Genomic DNA, 21096 nt, shown 5'->3' on the forward strand with positions numbered 1-21096 from the left:
AGGGTGTGCCGGGTCAGCGGGCCGCGGCGTTGTGCGGAGGGATCGGCGTGGCGGCGGGGCGCTGGGCCGGGATCGTGCGGGTGGGCGCCACCGGGCGGATGCCGAGGCGGCGTTCGAGGCGCACCACGTCGGCCCGGCCGCAGCCGCGCTTGTCGACGAGGTCCTCCCAGCCGGTGGCGAGGAGGCGGAGGCGTTCGGCCTCGGTGAATCCACCCCACACCCCGTAGGGCTCGCGCGCGGCGAGGGCGTGGGCGGCGCATTCTGCCCGGACCGGGCAGGATCCGCAGACCGACTTGGCGGCCGCTTCCCGGCGACCCCGTGACGCTCCGCGTTCCCCGTCCGGGTGGAAGAACTGGGCGCTGTCGCGACCGCGACAAGACCCGAGACGCTGCCAGTCCCACAGCTCCGAGATGGGGCCGGGCAGCCGAGTGACGTTCGACATGCATACCCTCCAGTCGCGCGTACCGTCAAGATCACTTTTGAGCGAACTGACGGGTTTCTGTCGTTTGAATTTGGGAGAAATCAATAATGATCTGACCGATTTGTGATCTCCTGCTCCGTAGAGAGGGGAGTCACGGTGCGTACGGTCCTGGTGTGTGTACGAACTCCGATAGCAGCGCAGGCGATCGTCACCTGCGCGGCGCGGCTCGGGGTGGGAGCGGCGGTTCGGACCGCGGTCTCGGTCACGGAAGCGCTCGCCCGACTGGCGGAGCAGCCGGCCGACCTGATCCTGGTCGACACCGCGCTGTCCCGGCCGGACAGTGTCGAGTTCACCCGTCGGATCGTGGCCGCGGCGCCCGGTGCGACGACGGTCTTATTCGGCGTCGAAGACGCGCGGATCTCCGCGGCGGCGGTCCAGGCGGGTGCCCGTGGGGTCATCCGCGCCGACGCCACGGACCCGGTGACAGTGGTGGCCAAGGCGCTGCTGCTGGTGTTGAGCCCGGCCGGCGAGCCTGCCGCCGTCCGTCCGGGCGTACAGAAGAACGGCAACGGCGTCGCCGTCCCGAGTCCGGCCGGCCCCGCCGGTCCGGTCGGGTCGCCGGTGGGTGCGCTCGCCGCCGCCCGTGCCACGCGCACGGCCATGTCGTCCGTGCCGTTGCAGCGCGGTGACGTGGCCCCACCGGAGCCGCCGCGGCGACGGGTGGAGCTGACCGAGCGTGAGCTGCAGGTGCTGCGCGGCATGGCCGACGGCAAGAGCAACGCGGAGATCGGTCGCGAGCTGTTCGTTTCGGAGGACACGGTCAAGACGCACGCCCGGCGGCTGTTCCGCAAGCTGGGTGCGCGCGACCGGGCCCACGCCGTCGCATCGGCGTTCCGGGCAGGGCTCGTCTCGTAGGACGGGTGGACCGGTGGGAGGCCGGCCGCGGCGTGCGCATGCCGGGGCCGGTACCCCAGGCCCCCGGGGACTAAACAGCGCGGCCGAACATTCTCGCACCGAACGGGGCGACCCGCTCGGCGATCGACCTCCTGCTACCGGAGAGCCACCGAACGTCTACGACTTGTCATCGCCGGCATCCTCGTCGTCGCTGGAGTCCGCCAGCGCGTCGTGGATGCCGTCGGCGTATCCGCGGGCGTACTCCCACGTGACGTAGTGATCCGGATCCGGGTTGAACGCCGGCTCGTGCACCCGCGGGCGACCCGAGTCGAGCAGGTGTCGCAGGTTGCCCCGCAGCAGATCCCAGTCGAAGTAGTGCGGCTCGTGGCAGTCCTCACACTCGATCACCAGGCCGCGGATGCCGAGCGGGGTCAGCAACGCCTGGTAGATCGCCAGATCGGCGAGATCCTCCAGGACGTCCTGCCGTTCGTCGACGGTCAACGGGTCGTTGTCGTCGTCGGTCTCGCCCAATGGCATCGCCGGATCCGCCGGGTCTCCGGCGAACGGGTCGATCGGCTCGTCCTGCACGCCCCTTACGGTAGCCGTCCTGCCTGCGGGCCGCGCCCCGGTGCACCCCGCGGGTCTTCTACGATGGGTCGACCGCCCGTCTCCCGCGAAAAGGCTGGTTGCTCCATGGATTCCCTCCCGCTCGGTCTGACGTTCGACGACGTTCTGCTCCTGCCCGCGGAGTCGGAGGTGATCCCGAGCGAGGCGGACACGGGCACGCCCCTGAGCCGCAACGTGCGCCTGCACATCCCGCTCGTGTCGAGCGCGATGGACACGGTCACCGAGGCGCGGATGGCGATCGCCATGGCCCGCCAGGGCGGCATCGGCGTGCTGCACCGCAACCTCGGCATCGACGAGCAGGCCCTGCAGGTCGACCTGGTCAAGCGCTCCGAGGCCGGCATGGTGACCAACCCGGTGACCTGCTCGCCGGAGGACACCGTGCTCCAGGTCGACGCGCTGTGCGGGCGCTACCGCATCTCCGGTGCCCCGGTCACCGACGCCGAGGGCTACCTGGTCGGCATCGTGACCAACCGCGACATGCGCTTCGTGACCGACCGCACGACCAAGGTGCGCGACATCATGACGAAGATGCCGCTGGTCACCGCGAAGCAGGGCGTGAGCAAGGCGGAGGCGCTCGACCTGCTGCGCCAGCACAAGGTGGAGAAGCTGCCGCTGATCGACGACGCGGGCAAGCTGTGCGGCCTCATCACCGTGAAGGACTTCACCAAGAGCGAGCAGTACCCGTTCGCCAGCAAGGACGACGCCGGGCGGCTGCGCGTCGCGGCGGCGGTCGGGGTCGGCGACGACTCCTACAAGCGCGCCCGCACGCTCATCGACGCCGGTGTCGACGTGGTCATGGTGGACACCGCGCACGGCCACAACCGGCAGGTGCTGGAGATGGTGGCGCTGCTCAAGCGGGAGACCCGGGTCGACGTCGTCGGCGGCAACGTGGCCACCTACGAGGGCGCGAAGGCGCTGGTCGAAGCGGGTGCCGACGGCGTGAAGGTGGGCGTGGGGCCCGGTTCGATCTGCACCACCCGGGTGGTCGCGGGCGTGGGCGTGCCGCAGGTCACGGCGATCATGGAGGCGGCGCGGGCGTGCCGGCCGGCGGGCGTTCCGGTCATCGGCGACGGTGGGCTCCAGTACTCCGGCGACATCGTCAAGGCCATCGTCGCGGGTGCCGACACCGTCATGCTGGGCTCGCTGCTGGCCGGTTGCGAGGAGAGCCCCGGTGAGCTGATCTTCATCAACGGCAAGCAGTACAAGTCGTACCGGGGGATGGGCTCCCTCGGCGCCATGCAGACCCGTGGGCAGGCGCGTTCGTACTCGAAGGACCGCTACTTCCAGCACGACGTCGCCTCCGACGAGAAGCTGGTGCCCGAAGGCATCGAGGGCCAGGTGCCCTACCGGGGCCCGCTCGCCGCCGTCGCCGAGCAGCTCGTCGGCGGGCTGCGTTCCGGCATGGGCTACACCGGTGCGGCCACCATCGAGGAGCTGCACAAGCGCGGCAAGCTGATCCGGATCACCGCGGCGGGGCTCAAGGAGAGCCACCCGCACGACATCCAGATGACCATCGAAGCGCCGAACTACTCGGCCAGATAAATAACCCCCTGCACCACCGCGGAAGGACATCTACACATGCGTGACGTCGTCGAGATCGGGCTAGGCAAGACGGCCCAGCGCGGCTACCACCTGGACGACGTCGCGATCGTCCCGACCCGGCGCACCCGCGACGTCGACGACGTCTCCACCGCGTGGCAGCTCGACGCGTACCCGTTCAAGATCCCGTGTGTGGCGCACCCGTCGGACGCGACGATGAGCCCGCAGACCGCCGTGGCCCTCGGGCGGTTGGGCGGGCTCGGCGTGCTCAACGTCGAAGGGCTCTGGTGCCGGTACGAGGACCCGACGCCGGTGCTCGCCGAGCTGGCCGCGCTGCCCGCCGAGGAGGGGACGCGGCGGCTGCAGAAGGTGTACGCCGAGCCGATCCGCCCCGAGCTGATCGTCGAACGGGTCAAGGAGATCCGGGGCGGCGGTGTCACCGTCGCGGTGCGGGTTTCTCCTCAGCACACGATCGCGCTGGCGCCGGTCATCCTCGACGCCGGCGTCGACCTGCTGGTGATCCAGGGGACCGTGGTCTCCGCCGAGCACGTGTCCACGGTCGACCAGCCGCTGAACCTCAAGGAGTTCATCGCCGACCTGGATCTGCCGGTGATCGTCGGCGGGTGCACCAACTACCAGACGGCGCTGCACCTCATGCGCACCGGCGCCGCGGGCGTCATCGTCGGGGTCGGTGCCGACGGGTGGTCCACGACCGATCGCGTGCTCGGCATCCGCGTTCCCATGGCGACAGCGATCGCCGACGCGGCGGCCGCGCGGCGCGACTACCTCGACGAGACCGGTGGCCGCTATGTCCACCTGATCGCCGACGGCGACATCGCCACCTCCGCCGACGTGGCCAAGGCGCTCGGCTGCGGCGCCGACGCCGTGATGCTCGGCGAGCCGCTCGCGCACTGCGAGGGTGCCCCGGCCGGTGGCGCGTGGTGGCACTCCGCCGCCAGCCACCCGAAGCTGCCGCGTGGCGTCTACGCGCCGGCCGGCCCGCAGCTCGGGACCCTGGAGCACCTGCTGCACGGGCCGTCCGACGACCCGACCGGCGCGCTCAACCTCTTCGGCGGCCTGCGCCGGGCGATGGCCAAGTGCGGCTACCAGAACCTGAAGGAGTTCCAGAAGGTCGGCCTGGTACTCGATCGGTAAGCAGATCTTGATCGGTAAGCAGATCTAGATCGCTGAGTCCTGCAGCTCGCCGGTGGGGGAGTCGCCGGTGAGGGACTCGCCGCTGCGGCGGGCCAGGCGCGCCATCTCGTAGCCCACGACGCCCACGTCGGCGTCGCGGGCCGCGAGGACGGCCAGCACCGAGCCGTCCTTGAGCGTCTTGACGAGGAAGTATCCGCGGGCCATCTCCACCACGGTCTGCCGCATGCCGGCGCACTCCAGCACCTGCGCGGCGCCCGTGGTGATCCCGGCGAGGCCCGACGTGATCGCGGCCAGTTCGTCGGCGCGCTCCTGCGGCAGGTGCTCGGACGCGGCGATCAGCCAGCCGTCGGGCGACACGATCACCGCGTGCGACACCCCCGCGACGCGGTCGCAGAACGCCGTCACCAGCCAGTTCAGGTCCGGCGTTTCCGGGTTTGCCAAGGCTGCCGCTCCTCAGGTCTCTTCGGGATGTTCCGCCGAAGCGCGGTGCACCCCGTTGTAGAACTTGACCAGCACATTGGACAGGTCCTTCGGGGTGATCTCGACGGTGGGCGCGTCCGGGGAGGTGGCCGGGGTCTTCGGCAGATGCGCCATGGGGACCCGGGTCGGCAGCCGTCGGACGTTCGACTCCTTCTTCCTCATCGATACGTCCGATGCGGGTGCCGGGGTTCCTTCGTTCTCCTCGATGGGTGCGGGTTCCTCGACGGGTGCTGCGGGCTCGTCCACATGATCGTCCGGGTTTTCGGTGGATGGCTCCTCTGCGACCCGAGGTGTCGCTTTTGTCTGGGGAGACCACCACCCGTAGGAACCGTCCTTGTCCAGCACGTCCTCGGCCCGCGTCGGCGTGCTGCGCGGATGCGTCGGCTCCGGCTCGGGCGGCGCCGGCGGCAGGCCCAGCAGGTGCGCCATCGAACGCCGCACCACCGAGTTGGCCAGCGCGGCGTACGGGCGGGCCGGCGGGGCCGCCAGCAGGTGCGCCGGCAGCGTGATCTTCGCTTCCACGCCGGTGCTCAACGCGCGCAGGCGCACCCGGATGTCGTGCCGCGTCGCCAGGCGGCCCACCACCAGCAGGCCCATGCGTTCGGCGGTGCTCGCGTCGACCCGGGCCGACTGGCACACCCGCTGGTTGGCCAGCGCCAGCTCGGCCTCGCCCATCCCGAGGCCGCTGTCCTCGATGAGCAGCGTCGCCTCCGTGCCGTCGCCGGAGATGCGGCCCAGCACCGTCACCTCCGTGTCCGGCGGCGAGAACTGCGTGGCGTTGTCGAGCAGTTCGGAGATGAGGTGCACGACGTCGACGACCGCGTGCCCGACGATGTAGCCGCCCCGGTCGATGTCGGAGCGGACCCGTTCGTAGTGCTCGATCTCGGCCATCGCCGCCAGCACCACGGCCGCCAGCGGAACCGGCTCGGGGCGCTGCCGCCGGGTGTCCGCCGCCGTGAGCACCAGCAGGTTCTCGCCGTTGCGACGCATCCGGGTGGCCAGGTGATCCAGGCGGAACAGGTTGGCCAGCTGGTCCGGGTCCTCCTCGGCCGCCTCGATCTCGTCGAGCAGCCGCAGCTGGCGGTCGACCAGGGCCTGACTTCGCCGGGCCAGGCTGGTGATCACCGCGTTGACGTCGCGGCGCAGCGTCGCCTGTTCCATCGCGAGGGCCAGTGCGCTGGCGTGCACCGCCGCGAACGCGTCCGCCACCTCGCTGATCTCGTCGCCGTCCTCCTCGCCGCCGCCCAGGCTGGTGAAAGCGGCGGTCGGCACGTGCTGCAGGTCGTCCGGGCGTTCGACCTCGCGCAGCAGCGAGATGGCCTCCGGCAGCCGCTGATGGGCGACGTCCAGCGCCTGTGCCCGCAGTTCCCGCAGCGAACGGATGATCGAGCGCCCCACGTGCACCGAACTGAGGCTCGTCACACACAGCACCAGCAGGATCAGCCCGACCAGCCACATCGTGCGGCGGTGCTGGCCGTCGCGCAGCTTCGCGGCCGTCAGGGTCGCGTCCCGCACGGCGGTCAGCTGCACCGAGCGGAACGCGTCCAGTTCCGCCGTCGAGGTGCTCCACCAGGCGTCCGGGTCGACCGTGATCGTGCCCAGCCGCGCCTCCTCCAGCACCTGGTCGCGCAGGGTCGTCATCGGGACGGCGATCGACGGGTTGGACAGCGGTGCCGTGGTTGCCGGCGGCAGCCACTCGCGCACCCGGTCCAACGCCGAGCGCTGTTCCGCGACCAGGAACGTGAACTGCTGATGGTCGCCCGGCTGCACCACCTTCGAACGCGTCGCCGCGAACACCAGGCCGCGCAGCTGGGAGGCACTGCGTTCGGCCCCGGTCGCGCTCGCCAGCGCGTGCGCCGCCATGGACAGCTTCGGGTCGGGCGCGCCGGACGGGTCGGGCAGCATGTCGACGAGGGTGTTCGCCGCGCGGCTGTACGAGTCGAAGACCGCCTGCGGGCGGAGGCTGCCGGCACGGGCCGCGCGGCGGGTGTCACGAAGTTCCAGAAAAGCGACCGAGACCTGACCGAACTCGCGGCGCAACGGCTCCGCGGACCGCGCCACGCTCTGCTCCAGGCGGGTGTATGCCTCGTCGACGGTGCGCTGGCTGCCGGCGAGCGCCGCGTCGAACTGGTCGCCGAGCACCCCGGTCGCGCTCTCACCGGCCACCCGGTCCCGCTCGTCCTGCACGGCGTGCAGCAGCGTCACCATCTTCGGCGCCAACGCCATGTGCTCCGCCGACGCCGACAGCTGCGAGCCGGCCCGCACCGAGGAGACGATCTGCACGCCCGCGACGACCGTGAACGCCAGCGCCGGGACGACCAGAAGAGCGGCCAGTTTCGTCCGCACCCGCCAGCCACGCAGGCTGCGCCGGCGGCTGGACTGCGTCGCCGGCGGAGGTGGAGACGCCGACACCCGCATCACCCTTCGCTTCGTCCGATCTGTACCCGTCGCACGTTGATGTCCGTCGACTTCAGGGCAGGATACGGGCCGCCGGGGTCGGCTGGGAGTGCACCACGACCGTTAGCGTGGAACGGACCCAAAGGGAAGGACCTCCGTGAGCCCCAGCCGTAACCGCAATGTGCTCGTCGCCGTGCTCGCGGTGATGGTGGTGGTCCTCGCGCTCGGCGCCGTGGCCGGTATCCGGCTGATCGCCGGGCCGCCCGGTGGCGGGTTCGCCCGCGCGCTCGGCGGGGCCTCGACCGGCCCGTCCGGCGACTCCGTCCCGGCCGCCCCGGGCGACCCCGGCGGCGGCGACCTCTACTTCCCCGGCTACGGCAACGGCGGCTACGACGTCGAGCGCTACGACCTGAAACTGCGTTACGACCCGGCGACGGACCGCCTCAGCGGGGTCGCCCGCGTGACGGCCAAGGCCACCCAGGCACTGTCCCGCTTCAACTTCGACTTCGGCCGGCTCTCCATCAGCAGCCTCAAGGTCGACAACGCCGACGCCACCTCCGAGCACGACAACAAGACCGAGCTGACCGTCATCCCCGCCGCGCCGCTCGTCGCCGGGCGGACGTTCACCGTGGACATGGCCTACACCGGCACGCCGATCGGGGAGGCGTTCAACCACACCGCCACAGGTGCGATCGTGCTGGGCGAGCCCGAGTCGGCGACGGAGTGGTACCCGTCCAACGACCATCCCAAGGACAAGGCCGCGTACGAGATCGAGATCACCGTGCCGGACGGGCTCACCGCCGTCAGCAACGGCGTTCCCGGTGGGAGCACGCTCGGTGGCGACGGTTGGCGCACGTGGAAATGGAGCCAGTCCGCGCCGATGGCGAGCTATCTCGCCATGATGGCCATCGGCAAGTTCAGGATTTTTGAGGGAACGTCGGACGGGCTGCGCTATTACACCGCGGTCGACGAGGCGCAGCCCGCCGGAGGCGTCGCCGAGCAGTGCGTCCGGCGCTCGCCGGAGGTGGCGGCGTTCCTGGCGACGCAGTTCGGGCCGTATCCGTTCGACATCACCGGCGGGATCGTCGTCTCACTGGGCACACTCGGGTTCGCGCTGGAAAATCAGACCCGGCCGATCTACCCGCCCAGCTTCTTCACCGCGGGCGAACCGGCGGGCACCTCGATCGTCGCGCACGAGTTGGCGCACCAGTGGTTCGGCGACAGCGTCTCGGTGGGGCAGTGGCGCGACATCTGGCTGAACGAGGGCTTCGCCACCTACGCGCAGTGGCTGTGGGAGGAGAAGGACGACGGCATCACCGCGCAGGCGCAGTTCGACCGGACCTACGCCACCCCGGAGACGGACGAGATCTGGCGGCCGGCGCCGGGTGATCCGGGCGCGGACGACGTCTTCGCCGAGTCGGTGTACGTGCGCGGCGCGATGTCGGTGCACGCGCTGCGGATGACGATCGGGGACGACGTCTTCTTCAAACTCCTGAAGGAGTGGACGTCGACCAAGAAGGGTTCGACGGGGCTCATCACGGAATTCCAGGCGCTGGCGGAGAAGCTGTCGGGGAAGGAGCTCGACACGCTTTTCCAGCAGTGGCTCTACACCCAGACCAAGCCCCCGTACCCCGGACGCTAATCCGCCACCGGCTCGTCGGCGGCGTGCGGCCTCATCGTCTTGGCCCACCGACGGGAGAGTCCGGGGAGGTCGATCGCCAGTGGCCATGGGTGGTCGGTCGCAAAGACGGCGGTGGTGTAGTGGGTGCGGTACTCGTATGCCTTGCCCTTGAGGCGAAGCTCCGCCAGCGCGATTTCGCCGCTGTCCTCATCCGTGGTGACGATCCAGTACGCCGGTACTCCGGCCCTGGCGTACAGCTTGCGTTTCACCTCGGTGTCCCGCAGGACGGACGTGGGCGAAACGATCTCGGCCACGAGGAGTGTGTCCTTGATCGGGAAAGGCGTGGTGTTGACGTGCACGTACCGTGCCACCACCAGATCGGGCCGAGGCTCGTTGCGATCGTTGATGGCGGTGGATACGTCGGTGGTCACGTACCACTCTTCCGTCGGGTTGACCTGCTCGACGGCGTTGGCGATCCAGCGCGTGATCAGGTTGTGTCCACCGGTGGCGGAAGGTGACACTGCGAGGCTCCCGTCGATCAGCTCGTACCGCAGGCCGTCGTCGGGCAGCGCGTGGAGGTCCGCCACGGTGAAGCCGCGCTCGTCAGGGCGTCGGATCCAGGTCGGTGCGGGTGCTTCCACGGACTCCGTCATGTAGTCCAGCGTAAGCGGTTGTGCGGTCATGGGCACAGGCCATAAGCGCGGCAATTCCGATTCGCTGACCCGAATTCGAATTCTTTCGCGTTTTCGCTGTTCACGGGGAGGAGAAAAATTGGGGCGGGATAAACGGAGCCGGGACTTCGTTTATTTGTTCGTGGGGCAGACGGTTTCGCAATTCGGGTCGGCGGTCACGCGCCTTGCGTTGCCGTTTCTCGCGGTCACCGAATTGGGGGCGTCGGCGTTCGAGGTCGGCGTCGTCACGGCGGCGTCCAACGCGGCGTGGCTGTTCATCGGGTTGCCGTTGGGCGTGTGGGTGGACCGGCGCCGGCGCCGGCCGCTGCTGATCGCCGCTGACCTGGCGCGCGCCGCGTTGCTGGTGACCGTTCCGGTGGCGGCGCTCGCCGGTGTGCTGACGCTGGCGCAGGTGGTCGTCGTGGCGCTGCTGGTGGGCGCGTTCGGCACGCTGTTCGACGTGGCGTGGCCGGCGTTCCTGCCGGTGGTGGTGCCGAAGGAGCGGCTGGTGGGCGCCAACGGGGCCCTGGCCGCCACGGAGAACGCGGCCGCCACGGGCGGGCAGGGGCTCGCCGGGCCGCTGATCTCGGCGCTCGGCGCGGCGCTGACCGTGGTGCTCGACGCGGTGAGCTTCCTCGTCTCGGCGTTCTGCCTGGCGTTCGTGCGGGTGCCGGAGCCGCCGCCGGCAGTGGTGGCGAAGCGCCGGCTGCGCACCGAACTTCTCGAGGGGCTGCGCTTCGTGCTGCGGGTGCCGTTCACCCGGGTCCTGCTCGTGGCGGGGGTCATCGGCAACTTCACGCTCGGTGCCTGGTCCACCCTCGGCCTGCTCTTCCTCTACCGGGCGGTGGGGCTGCCGGCGGCGGCCGTGACCCCGCTGATCGCGGCCGGGGCCGTCGGCGCCATCGCGGGCTCGGTGGCGGCCGGGCCGCTGGTGCGGCGGTTCGGGGACGCGCGGGTGATCTGGGTGGCGCCGGCGATCGGGGCGGCCGTGGCGCTGCTGGCCCCGCTGGCCCGGCCGGGCGGGTGGCTGGTGTGCTTCGCCGTCGGGGCGGTCGGGCTCGGCGCGGGGCTCGGGACGTTCAACGTGTGCGTGCGGGCCGCCGTCCAGTCGAACGTCCCCGGCCACGTGCTGGGCCGGGTGGTGGCCTCGATCCGGATGTTCTCGCGGGGTGCGTGGCCGCTAGGTGCGCTCGCCGGCGGGGCGCTGGTCGGCGTCGTCGGCGCGCGCGTGGCGCTCGCGGCGACGCTGCTCCTGTTCGCCGCCGCACCGTTGGTGATCTTCCTGTCGCCGGTGGGGAGGGTCAGGTCACTCGAACAGTTGGTGTCATCCGACGGAAACACCGCGGCCGATAAGGTACCGGGGTGAGTACTCCCCGCCCCGTGCTCGTCGTCGACTTCGGCGCGCAGTATGCCCAGCTCATCGCCCGCCGCGTGCGGGAGGCCGACGTCTACTCGGAGCTCGTTCCGCACTCGATGCCGGTCGCCGAGATGATGGCCCGCAACCCGGTCGCCGTCATCCTGTCCGGTGGCCCGTCGAGCGTGTACGCCGAGGGTGCCCCACAGGTCGACCCGGCGCTGTTCGAGGCGGGCGTGCCGGTCTTCGGGATCTGCTACGGGTTCCAGGCGATGGCGAAGGCGCTCGGCGGCGAGGTGACGAAGACCGGGCTGCGCGAGTTCGGCGGGACGCAGGTGCGGGTCACCGAGAAGGGTGTGCTCCTGCAGGACCTGCCGGCCGAGCAGAACGTCTGGATGAGCCACGGCGACTGCGTGACGGCGGCGCCGCCCGGGTTCACCGTCACGGCGGAGTCGGCCGGTTCACCGGTGGCGGGCTTCGAGGCGCCGGAGCGCGGCTACGCCGGTGTGCAGTTCCATCCGGAGGTGGCGCACACGGTCGGCGGGCAGGACGTGCTGAAGCGGTTCCTGTACGACATCGCGAAGACCGACCGCTCGTGGAACACCGGCAACATCATCGACGAGCAGGTGGCGCTGATCCGCGAGCAGGTCGGCGACGGACAGGTGATCTGCGGGCTCAGCGGCGGGGTGGACTCGGCCGTGGCGGCGGCCCTCGTGCACAAGGCCGTCGGGGACCAGCTGACCTGCGTGTTCGTGGACCACGGGCTGTTGCGCGCGGGGGAGGCGGAGCAGGTCGAGAAGGACTACGTCCAGGCGACCGGCATCCGGCTGAAGGTGGTCGACGCGCAGGAGCGCTTCCTGAACGCCCTCGCCGGCGTCACCGACCCCGAGCAGAAGCGGAAGATCATCGGGCGGGAGTTCATCCGGGTCTTCGAGCAGGCGGCCCGCGAGCTCGACGCCGAGCGGCACGTCGACTTCCTGGTCCAGGGCACCCTCTACCCGGACGTGGTGGAGTCGGGCGGCGGCACGGGCACGGCCAACATCAAGAGCCACCACAACGTCGGCGGGCTGCCCGACGACCTCAAGTTCACGCTGGTGGAGCCGCTGCGCACGCTGTTCAAGGACGAGGTGCGCGCGCTGGGTCTGGCGCTCGGCCTGCCCGAGGAGATCGTGTGGCGGCACCCGTTCCCGGGGCCGGGGCTGGCGATCCGGATCATCGGCGCCGTCGACCGCGAACGCCTCGACGTGCTGCGCGCCGCCGACCTGATCGCCCGCGAGGAGCTGACCTCGGCCGGGCTGGACCGGGACGTGTGGCAGTTCCCGGTGGTGCTGCTGGCGGACGTGCGCAGCGTGGGCGTGCAGGGGGACGGGCGCACCTACGGGCATCCGGTGGTGCTGCGGCCGGTCGAAAGCGGCGACGCGATGACGGCGGACTGGTCGCGGCTGCCGTACGACCTGATCGCGCGCATCTCGACGCGGATCACCAACGAGGTCCCGGACGTCAACCGGGTCGTTCTCGACGTGACCAGCAAGCCCCCGGGGACGATTGAGTGGGAATGAAATGATTCTCACTCCACGGGGTGAGATCATCTAGCCCATTTCGATCCGGACGCGGCACACTGGACAGGTAGTTACCGGACAGTCACCGGGAGGCACCTTGACCCCTGCACTGGAACCCGTGCGCCGCATCGCGGCCTACGGAGTGTGCCGAAACGAGGATGGGCGGGTACTTCTGGTTCGGGCGGCGCCCGGCACCGGGACACCCGGCGTGTGGTCCCTGCCGGGCGGCGCCGTCGACCACGGCGAACATCCGCACGACACCGTGGTCCGCGAGACGGCGGCCGAGACCGGACTCTCGGTCGCCATCAACAAGCTGCGGGAGGTGCTCGCCGACATGCGCGCACTACCCACGCGTGGCGTGACCATCCACACCGATCGCTTGATCTACACGGTCACCGTCCGGGGCGGCGGGCTGCGGGACCGGATCGGGCAGCCGACCGACCTGGCCCGCTGGTTCACCGTCGACGAGGCGCGGACGCTGCCGCTGCGGCCGTTCACCGCCGACGCGCTCGGGATCCCGGCGGCGCCGGTGGACCTGCGTCCCGACGCGGCGCCGGAGGTGCCGTCGTTCCACGTGGTGCCGGGCAAGGACGGGCTGCACCGCGCGCAGCGCTTCGCGGCGTACGCGGTCGCGACCGACCCCGACGGCCGTGTGCTCCTCACGCGCGTCGCGGCCGGCTACCCCGGCGGCGGCTGCTGGCACCTGCCGGGCGGCGGCACCGACTTCGGGGAGCAGCCGGGGATCGCCCTGCTGCGCGAGCTGGTCGAGGAGACCGGCCAGGAGGGGCGGATGGTCGGCCTGCTGGGCGTGGCCAGCCACCGCGACGCCGCGTCGCTGGGGCCGGAGGGCTACCCGATCGACTGGCACGGGGTGCGGGCGTTCTACCGGGTCGAGGTGGCGAAGCCGGGGCCGCTCGCGGTGATCGACGCCGGCGGCTCCACCGACGACTGCCAGTGGGTGTCGGCGTCCGCGCTGCCGTCGCTCACCCTCACCGAGGTGACCGAGGAGGCGTTGCGCGCCGCCGGCCTCTTGCCGTGAGATGGGGCATGACCCGCCGTCGCCGCGTCGCCGCCTACGGACTGCTGCGCGTCGACGACCGGGTGCTGCTGGTCGCGGACGGTCCCGGCTGGAGCCTTCCGGGTGGGACCGTCGAGCACGGTGAGAGTCCGCAGGCGACCGTCGTCCGCCTCGGGCTCGTCCAGGCGGGCCTTCGATTCTCCGTGCGAACGCCTTACGACGTGCTCGCCGATCGGGTGGAACTGCCCGGGCGCACGCTCGTGCACCACGATCGCCTCGTCTTCGAGGTGAACGCCACGGGTGAGCCGACCGCACCGTCGAAGTGGTGGGACGTGTCGGCACTCGAGGGTGTGGAGCTGACGCCGTTCACCCGGATGGTGGTGGCAGGCACGGAGAGTGACGGCGGCGCGCTGCTGGAACGCGACGAGGGCTGGCCCATCGAGCGCGGCATGGCGCTCGACCGCTCCGGCGGGCGGGCCCGGGTGCAGCGCTTCTCGACGTACGCCGTGGCGACCGATCCGGCGGGACGGGTGCTGCTGACCCGGATCGCCCGAGGCTTCCCCGGCGCGGGGCACCTGCACCTGCCGGGCGGCGGGACCGACTTCGGCGAGTCGCCGACGGAGGCCCTGCTGCGCGAGGTGCGCGAGGAGTCCGACCAGGTCGGCGAGGTGCGCGGCCTGGTCAGCGTCTCGCACCGGCACAACCCGACGGCGCAGGGCCGGGAGGGCTACCCGATCGACTGGCACACCGTGCGGGTGATCTACCGCGTGCACGTGCCGCATCCGACGGACCCTAGGGTGACCGAGGGGAAGGGCGGGTCGACGGCGTCGGCGGCGTGGTTCCGGCCGGAGGACATTCCGACGTCGGAGTTGACCGACTTTGCCGGGTCTGCGCTGGCAGAGGCGGGCGTAGGTTAGCCGAGTGGACTTATAGCGCCGAGTTCGTTACCCTGAGTTGCGGGTAATTTCACAGTTTTGTCCAGTTTTCACTAAAAAGTGAACCCAGTCGGCCATCGCCAAGCGAGTCGATGATGTGCGATGGTGTATGCCGCGACAGGGTGGGAACCCGTTTCCTTCATGGAGGATTACGTGCCGAGAGCCCCTTGGCAACGGCGTCGTGTCACCGACAGTCCGCGCCCGGGAGGGCGCCGTTGGGCCGGGCTGCGCCGCAGCGGCTCGCTAGCCCGCCAGGTGCTGGTCCGCAGCGTCGGCCGCAGGCAGGGTGAGACGGCACTGGTGCACCCCGACGCGCCGCGCGGGCGTTTCCCGCTCCGGCGGCCGCGACTCAGCACCAAGGTCGATCCCGTGACGTCCGACGTCGTCGAGCCCGACACCGCGGACACGATCGAGATCCCCGCGCCCGCCGGCGGTGCCCCCGTCGCGGCCGCGATGGCCATCCCGCTGCTGCCCGGCGAGCGGACCACCGGCCGACGGATCCGGTTCGCCCTGGTCAACGGCTGCACCATCATGAGCCTGCTGCTCGGCGTCTCCGCGATCTTCATCGCGATGCAGGGCGACGACGTGCGGCTCGCCGCCCTCTGCCTCATCGCCTGCGTCGTCTTCGACGGGCTCGACGGTGCGCTCGCGCGCAAGCTCGGGGTCGCCTCGCCGTTCGGTGCGCAGATGGACTCGCTCGCCGACATGTGCTCCTTCGGCGTCGCCGCGCCCGTCGTCGTCTACGCCGGGCTCTCCGGCTCCGCGTCGCCGGCCCTCGTGGTGCCCGCGTGCGCGCTGGTGGCGATCTGTGCCGCGATCCGGCTCGCCCGGTTCAACGTCTCGCCGAAGGACGGGCGGTTCTTCTGCGGCGTGCCGACCACGCTCGTGGCGGCCGTTCTGGCGCTGGCCATGGTGATCTCGCCGGAGGTGCCGGTCGCCGCGCAGGTGGGCGCCGTGGTGCTGCTCGCGCTGGCGATGGTGTCGAGCTTCCCGTACGTGAAGATCGGCCGCGTGCTGCGCCTGCCCGCGTGGCTGCTGGTGGTGCCGGTCGTCGGGGTGTTCATCGACTACCAGACGACGTTCGTGCTGGTGGTGGTGGCGTACCTGGCAAGTGGCCCGCTCCTCTGGCTGAAGGAACGCCGCACCGCCTAGCGCAAGATCGCCGAGTTGGCCCCCGCTCTCGCGGGGGCCTTTCGCGTTACTTCGTCCAGCTCGCGATGACCGAGGCGCCGCCGATGACGCGCTCGCCGGGGGAGACCTTCGGGACGGCCCGGTCGGCCGGCAGGTAGACGTCCGTGCGCGAGCCGAAGCGGATCAGGCCCATCCGCTCGCCCTTCGCCAGCAGCGAGCCGACGGGCGCGCGCTGCACGATCCGGCGGGCGATCAGGCCGGTCCGCTGCGCCACGACCACCTTGCCGTGTGCCGTCTCCAGGACCGTGTACGCCGCGACGTTGTGCTCGGCCGCCGCCGTCATGGCGTTGGCGTAGCCGCCGTCCTCCACGAAGTAGTCGAGCACCTTGCCGGCCACCGGTGCACGGTTGACGTGCACGTCCAGCACCGAGAGGAAGACCGAGATCCGCAGGAACTCGGTGTCGCCGAAGCGGTCCTCCTTGAGGCGTTCGACCCCGAGCACCTTGCCGTCGCTCGCGGCCACCACGGCTCGCGGGTCGTCCGGCACGTCGCGGTTGGGATCCCGGAAGAACGCCGCCACCGGCGCCGCCGCGAGGGCCGGCACCATCCACAGCTTCGACTTCGGGCGGGCCGCCTTGGCCAGCGCCGCGAGGCCCAACGCGATACCGGCGGCCGCGACACCGTTGGAGTCGATGTGCATCCCCCGGGTCAGCGGAACGCTCGACGGGCGCACCGCCGGCGCCAACCGCGTCGCGATCGAGTGGTCGACGGCCGTGTACCGCAGCCGGTGCACCCGGACCGGCGGCACGTTGCGCAGCACCAGGTCGCTGCCGACGCCGTAGAGCGCCACCTGCCGTTCGATCTCGTCGGCGGCGCCGCTCGGGCGGGTCGTCGCGGGCACCAGCACGGTGAGGACGCCACCCGGGTTGATCAGCTTGCCGAGCTCCTCGACCGTCGAACGGGTCTGGTCGGCGGTGCCGGTCAGCGGCTCCGCGTAGATCACCACGTCGGCCGGGTCGGCGGCGTTGGCCGAGTCGACCACGCGCACCCGCTCGGCGACCCAGCGGCCCTGGGCCGACACGTGTGCCCGCGTGCCGTCGTCGCCCACCACGACCAGCCGGTCCTCCGGCAGCAGGGCGTCAATCGCGGCGGCGAGCACCGGTGACGCGGTAGCGGCCCCGATCAGCAGGCCGGTCTTCGGGCCGTTGTGCCGGGCCAGCTCGCCCACCAGGGTGGCGGCGGCACGCGCTCCCACCTGGACGGGACGGCGCAGCACGGGAAACTCACTCATCGGGACGCTCAGCTCCTCGGGGTGTCACGGGACCCGAAAACGGCCCCATCGGCCAGCATATTCGCTGACCGATAGGGCCGCCGGTGGTCGCTGTCGGTTACCAGGGGTCCGGGCCGTCGAGTGCCTCCGGCTCCTCGGCCGGTGCGATCTCCTTGCGACGCAGCGAGGAGACCAGGCCGAGCACGCCGAACAGGATCAGTCCGCCCGCCACGAACCAGTTGGCCGTGGGCAGGACGACGTTCAGCTGGGCGGAGAGGAACCACCAGAGCGCGATCGCCAGGAAGGTCAGGCCGAAGCCCAGGGAGACGTTGTCGGTGCGGTGGATGTTCATCGTTCCACTCCCAGTTCGCCGCCCTGCATGTCGATGGTCATGATGAGCTTCGGCCCGCCCGGGCCGTCGTCGCCCACGTCCTGGATGACCTTCGGCGTGTCGCTGCCGATCGCCGACCAGCGGTTGTCGAAGACGTGCGCCTCGCCGTAGCGCAGCTCCACGGTGATCTCCACGTCGACGTCCTCCGGGAGCGTGATCCGCAAATCGCCGTACTGCTTCGAGACGCGCACCGTGTACGTCTGGGCCGGCGGCGTGTTCGGGGTCGTGGCGGTGAAGTCGATCTCGGACAGGTCCAGCCGCGTCTCACCCTGCCGGAACACGTACTCCTGCTGCAGCGTCGCGACCGAGGTCACCCGCCAGGTCTCCTCGTTGCCGCCGTATCCGGGCCCGTCCATCTCGTCGGCCGTCGTTCCCGCGAGGACCAGAGAGGTGATCACGGCGAACGGGATGAGCCACCGCGCCCGCCCCACCCAGGCACCGGCGACCAGTCCCAGGCCGAGCACGGTCAGGATGACGGCCGGGTACACCGACGGGTCCGGGTCGACCGCGGTCACGTCGAAGACGGCCAGGACACCCACGGCCAGCAGCGCCAGCGAGATCGTCGCCCGACCGAGGCGCGAACGCGGCCGCTTCGGCTTCTTCTTCGGCGGTGCGGACGCGGGCGGCGCCGAGTGCGGCAGCCCCGGGTAGGCCAGAACGGGCCCGCCCGACACCGGCGTGCCGTACCCCGCGTAGCCCCCGTAGGGCCCGTGCGGCGCGAACGGCGGGCGGGTCGCCCCGGCCGGCGTCCACGGCGGAACGGCGGTCGGCCCCAGCGGCGGCATCGGCCCCAGCGGCGCGAACGGCCCGTGCGGCGCCAGCGGCGGCCGTGCGGTCTGCGGCGGCGCGGGCGGCGTCTCGGGCACGCGCGGCGGCGTCACCGGCGTCCCCGGGTACGGGTGTCCCGCCGTCGGCCCCGCTCCGGCCGGCATGTCCGCCGACGGCGGCACCGGCGGCGGGAACTCCGGCATCTGCCCACCGGCGCTCGTGCGCTGCCGCGAACCGCGGCTGAGCAGCACGGCGACGCCGAGGATGATGAGCGCGCCGATCACGGCCGGACGCAGCCCCGCACTCGCCACCGCGAGGAACATCAGCAGCGTGGCGGCCGCCCCGATCACCGCGACCGGGCCGGAGGTGCGCGAACGCCCCTTGCCCAGGACGGCCTCGGCCGGCGAGGCGGTGTCCCCGTCGGCCGGGATCAGCAGCCAGCCGACCAGGTACGCCAGCAGCCCGATCCCCCCGAACACGGTCAACACGGCGAACATCACCCGCCACAGCACCGGATCGGTGTTGGTCGCGCGGGCCACGGCGGCGCAGACGCCGGCGAGGTAGCGGCCGGTCAGCGGGCGGGCCAGGCCGAACCGGGCGGTGAGCCCGGAGACGGAGCCGGTCGGGGGCCAGGTGGCGTCGGACGGGGGCCACGCGGGGCCGGCGCCCGGGACGGCCCCGGGGTACGCGCCGTTCGCCCAGGACGGGTCGGCTGTCGGGGGCCAGTCGGTGCGGACGCCGGTCCCCGCGCCGGCTTCGGCGCCCCTGCCCGCGCTGCCGGCACCTACGCCTGCTCCGGCAGCTACGCCCGCTTCGGCTGCGGAGGGTGCGGCGCCCGCTCCGGCGGCCGCGGCGGCGGCGAGATCCTCGGCGGGGTCGGACGCCTGGGCGGCGGCGAGGCGGTCGGCGTCCGGCCACAGCGGGCCGGGCGGTGGGGTCGGCGGGGCGAGCGGCGGGTCGCCGGGCTTGACGAGGGCGACCGGCTCGGGGTCGTCCGACCGGTCCGCGGCGGCGGCCGCGAGGTCGGCGGGCGCGGCGTCGCGCTCGTCGGCCCGGGCCGTCGCTGCCTCGGGCGCGGCGGCTACGCGGTCGGCCTCGGCGGTCTCGGCGGGCCGGGCGGTCTCGGCGTTCGCGGGTCCGACCGGCGGATCCGTGACGGCCGGGTCGGGCGTGGCCGGGAGTTCGGCGGTGTGGCCGTCGCGGGCCGGGTTGGTGCCGGGCCGGGCGTCGGCGGGCAGGTCGAGCGTGGGCCAGGCGTCGGCCGGTGGCGCGGCGTCGACCTGGCTGTCAGCGTTTGCGGCGGGCGATGAGGTTTCCGGGGCGAACTCGTCCACCGATTCGTTCTCACCCGAAAGCGGTGGCCGGCGCGGGGTGTCGGCAGGCTCGTTCGTCATGGTGTTGATGGTGTCCTTTGCTCCGGCCGACACACCTCAGGAAACGACCCTGAGCCGACCCTGAAATGCCGGTTCGGGGATGCGGCTTGTGGTCCGGAGGTGCTCCGCCGTGTGACGATCGCTGGGACGGGTTTGCCAATCCCGCCCGAGTATCCCAGGACGGACCGCATCGATGACCGTGCCACTGCAACAGGTGCAACCGGCCAAGCGACTACTGCGCGACCCCACCAGCCGGGTCGTCGGCGGCGTCGCGGCCGGGTTGGCCCGGCATCTGGGCGCGCCCGTGCTGGCCTTCCGGATCGGGTTCTTCCTGCTCGCGTTCCTCGACGGGATGGGCGCGATCATGTACGCCGTCTTCTGGGCGGTGCTGCCGGCGGACGCCAGCGAGGGGCGGCGCAACCTCAAGCAGCTGGTGCCGTTCCTGGCGTTGGCGGTGGGCATCGCGCTCGCGGACTTCCAGGTGCGGGGCGTCCCGCTGGCGAGCAGCGTGCTGGGCTGGCTGGCGGCCGTGGTGGCGTTGGGTGCCGGCCTCATCTGGCACCAGGCCAGCCCGAGCCGGCGCAAGCGGTGGAGCGACACCATGCCGGGCCTGCCGTGGGTCGGGGCGATCCTGGACAACGACCGCCGCGGCGCCATCGTGCGCATCGCCGGCGGTTCCGTCCTGGTGGCGCTGGGGCTGATCGGCATCTTCGCGTTCTTCGCGGAGCCGCTGTCGCAGGACGGGTTCCGGGCGATCGTCAACGGCATGATCTTCGCGGTGGTCGGGCTCGCCGGTGTGGGGCTGGCGCTGGCACCGGTGCTGTGGCGGATGTTCAGCCAGCTGCGGATGGAACGGGAAGGCCGGATCCGCGAGCAGGAGCGCGCCGAACTGGCCGCCATGATCCACGACCAGGTGCTGCACACGCTCGCGCTGATCCAGCGCAACTCCGGCGACACGACCGCCGTCCTGCGGCTCGCCCGCGGGCAGGAGCGCACCCTGCGCAACTGGCTCTACAAGGAGACCGCCTCCCCGGACGAACGCTTCTCCGCCGCGCTGGAGGCGGCCGCGGCCGAGGTCGAGGACACCTACGCGATCGCCGTCGAGACGGTGGTGGTCGGCGACTGCGACGTCGACGACCGCATGCGCGCGCTGGTGCAGGCGGCCCGCGAGGCGCTGGTCAACGCCGGCCGGCACGCCGGGGTCGCCACCGTCTCGCTCTACGCCGAGGTGGAGGACGACCAGGCGAGCGTGTTCGTGCGCGACCGGGGCAAGGGATTCGAGCTGTCCGCTGTGGACGAGATGCGCCACGGCGTGCGAGGTTCGATCCTGGGCCGCATGGAACGCCACGGCGGCAAGGCCGAAATCCGCAGTGAACCGGGCGACGGGACGGAGGTGCGGCTGCACATGCCACGCAAGAGCAACGGGAGCGATTGGCTCGGCAGCGGCGAGGCACCCCGCGTGCCGGCGCGGCAGGCCGCGGAGAAAGGATGA

The 21096-nt window shown here is 71.7% G+C and carries 18 protein-coding genes; 10 read left to right on the forward strand and 8 right to left on the reverse strand.

The genetic code is table 11. The features are described from left to right. Positions 1–13: 13 nt before the first annotated feature. Positions 14–442 (reverse strand): WhiB family transcriptional regulator, encoded by a 429-nt coding sequence (locus Val02_RS08145; RefSeq protein ID WP_203898291.1) that lies wholly within the window; start codon positions 440–442, stop codon positions 14–16. Positions 443–577: 135 nt separating this feature from the next. Here Val02_RS08145 and Val02_RS08150 point away from each other — a divergent pair, with 135 nt between their 5' ends. Then, positions 578–1336 (forward strand): response regulator transcription factor, encoded by a 759-nt coding sequence (locus tag Val02_RS08150; protein ID WP_203898292.1) that lies wholly within the window; start codon positions 578–580, stop codon positions 1334–1336. 156 nt (positions 1337–1492) lie between these two features. On the opposite strand, the gene Val02_RS08155 is transcribed toward Val02_RS08150, so the two are convergent. Beyond that, the gene (locus Val02_RS08155) at positions 1493–1903 is read right to left on the reverse strand and encodes a DUF5319 domain-containing protein (RefSeq protein ID WP_203898293.1); all 411 of its coding nucleotides are present in this window, start codon (positions 1901–1903) and stop codon (positions 1493–1495) included. Positions 1904–1966: 63 nt separating this feature from the next. Between Val02_RS08155 and guaB the strand changes: the two genes are divergently transcribed. Together guaB and Val02_RS08165 are read left to right on the forward strand one after the other, a co-directional pair. Next, the gene (gene guaB / locus Val02_RS08160; RefSeq protein ID WP_373317869.1) at positions 1967–3484 is read left to right on the forward strand and encodes an IMP dehydrogenase; all 1518 of its coding nucleotides are present in this window, start codon (positions 1967–1969) and stop codon (positions 3482–3484) included. Between the two features lie 36 nt (positions 3485–3520). Continuing rightward, the gene (locus Val02_RS08165) at positions 3521–4636 is read left to right on the forward strand and encodes a GuaB3 family IMP dehydrogenase-related protein (protein WP_203898295.1); all 1116 of its coding nucleotides are present in this window, start codon (positions 3521–3523) and stop codon (positions 4634–4636) included. 24 nt (positions 4637–4660) lie between these two features. On the opposite strand, the gene Val02_RS08170 is transcribed toward Val02_RS08165, so the two are convergent. Both Val02_RS08170 and Val02_RS08175 read right to left on the reverse strand, forming a co-directional pair. After that, positions 4661–5077: a roadblock/LC7 domain-containing protein gene (locus Val02_RS08170; RefSeq protein WP_203898296.1), complete on the reverse strand. Its 417-nt coding sequence runs from the start codon at positions 5075–5077 to the stop codon at positions 4661–4663. Positions 5078–5089: 12 nt separating this feature from the next. Next, a complete protein-coding gene (locus Val02_RS08175) occupies positions 5090–7528 on the reverse strand; it encodes a sensor histidine kinase (protein WP_203898297.1) in 2439 nt (812 codons plus the stop codon). A 142-nt stretch (positions 7529–7670) separates the two neighbouring features. On the opposite strand from Val02_RS08175, the gene Val02_RS08180 reads away from it, so the two are divergent. Further along, on the forward strand, positions 7671–9155 hold the full coding sequence (locus Val02_RS08180; protein ID WP_239152549.1) for a M1 family metallopeptidase: 1485 nt from the start codon (positions 7671–7673) through the stop codon (positions 9153–9155). Here Val02_RS08180 and Val02_RS08185 read toward each other — a convergent pair. After that, a complete protein-coding gene (locus tag Val02_RS08185) occupies positions 9152–9787 on the reverse strand; it encodes a Uma2 family endonuclease (RefSeq protein WP_203898298.1) in 636 nt (211 codons plus the stop codon). The genes Val02_RS08180 and Val02_RS08185 overlap by 4 nt on opposite strands. Before the next feature lie 28 nt (positions 9788–9815). On the opposite strand from Val02_RS08185, the gene Val02_RS08190 reads away from it, so the two are divergent. From Val02_RS08190 to Val02_RS08210, 5 genes are all read left to right on the forward strand, one after another. After that, the gene (locus tag Val02_RS08190) at positions 9816–11171 is read left to right on the forward strand and encodes an MFS transporter (RefSeq protein ID WP_239152551.1); all 1356 of its coding nucleotides are present in this window, start codon (positions 9816–9818) and stop codon (positions 11169–11171) included. Continuing rightward, positions 11168–12718 carry a glutamine-hydrolyzing GMP synthase gene (gene guaA, locus Val02_RS08195; RefSeq protein ID WP_203898300.1) on the forward strand — a complete coding sequence of 517 codons (1551 nt, stop codon included), beginning with the start codon at positions 11168–11170 and terminating at the stop codon, positions 12716–12718. The genes Val02_RS08190 and guaA overlap by 4 nt, the downstream gene beginning before the upstream one ends. 97 nt (positions 12719–12815) lie before the next feature. Next, positions 12816–13757, forward strand: coding sequence for an NUDIX hydrolase (locus Val02_RS08200; RefSeq protein WP_203898301.1), 942 nt, complete (start codon positions 12816–12818; stop codon positions 13755–13757). A gap of 8 nt (positions 13758–13765) precedes the next feature. Further along, complete coding sequence (locus Val02_RS08205; protein ID WP_203898302.1) at positions 13766–14653, forward strand: NUDIX hydrolase; 888 nt, start codon at positions 13766–13768, stop codon at positions 14651–14653. A 243-nt stretch (positions 14654–14896) separates the two neighbouring features. Next, positions 14897–15823 carry a CDP-alcohol phosphatidyltransferase family protein gene (locus Val02_RS08210; protein ID WP_239152590.1) on the forward strand — a complete coding sequence of 309 codons (927 nt, stop codon included), beginning with the start codon at positions 14897–14899 and terminating at the stop codon, positions 15821–15823. Between the two features lie 46 nt (positions 15824–15869). On the opposite strand, the gene Val02_RS08215 is transcribed toward Val02_RS08210, so the two are convergent. The 3 genes from Val02_RS08215 to Val02_RS48155 all read right to left on the reverse strand — a co-directional run bounded on the left by Val02_RS08215 (position 15870) and on the right by Val02_RS48155 (position 19625). Then, positions 15870–17093, reverse strand: a complete 1224-nt coding sequence (locus Val02_RS08215) for a phosphatidylserine decarboxylase (RefSeq protein ID WP_203898304.1) — start codon at positions 17091–17093, stop codon at positions 15870–15872. Positions 17094–17190: 97 nt separating this feature from the next. Next, on the reverse strand, positions 17191–17424 hold the full coding sequence (locus tag Val02_RS08220) for a hypothetical protein (RefSeq protein ID WP_203898305.1): 234 nt from the start codon (positions 17422–17424) through the stop codon (positions 17191–17193). Next, positions 17421–19625 (reverse strand): PspC domain-containing protein, encoded by a 2205-nt coding sequence (locus tag Val02_RS48155; protein ID WP_203898306.1) that lies wholly within the window; start codon positions 19623–19625, stop codon positions 17421–17423. The genes Val02_RS08220 and Val02_RS48155 overlap by 4 nt, the downstream gene beginning before the upstream one ends. A 172-nt stretch (positions 19626–19797) precedes the next feature. Between Val02_RS48155 and Val02_RS08230 the strand changes: the two genes are divergently transcribed. After that, positions 19798–21096: an ATP-binding protein gene (locus tag Val02_RS08230; protein WP_203898307.1), complete on the forward strand. Its 1299-nt coding sequence runs from the start codon at positions 19798–19800 to the stop codon at positions 21094–21096.

Origin of the sequence: Virgisporangium aliadipatigenens, assembly GCF_016863615.1 — a bacterium.
Lineage (GTDB): Bacteria > Actinomycetota > Actinomycetes > Mycobacteriales > Micromonosporaceae > Virgisporangium > Virgisporangium aliadipatigenens.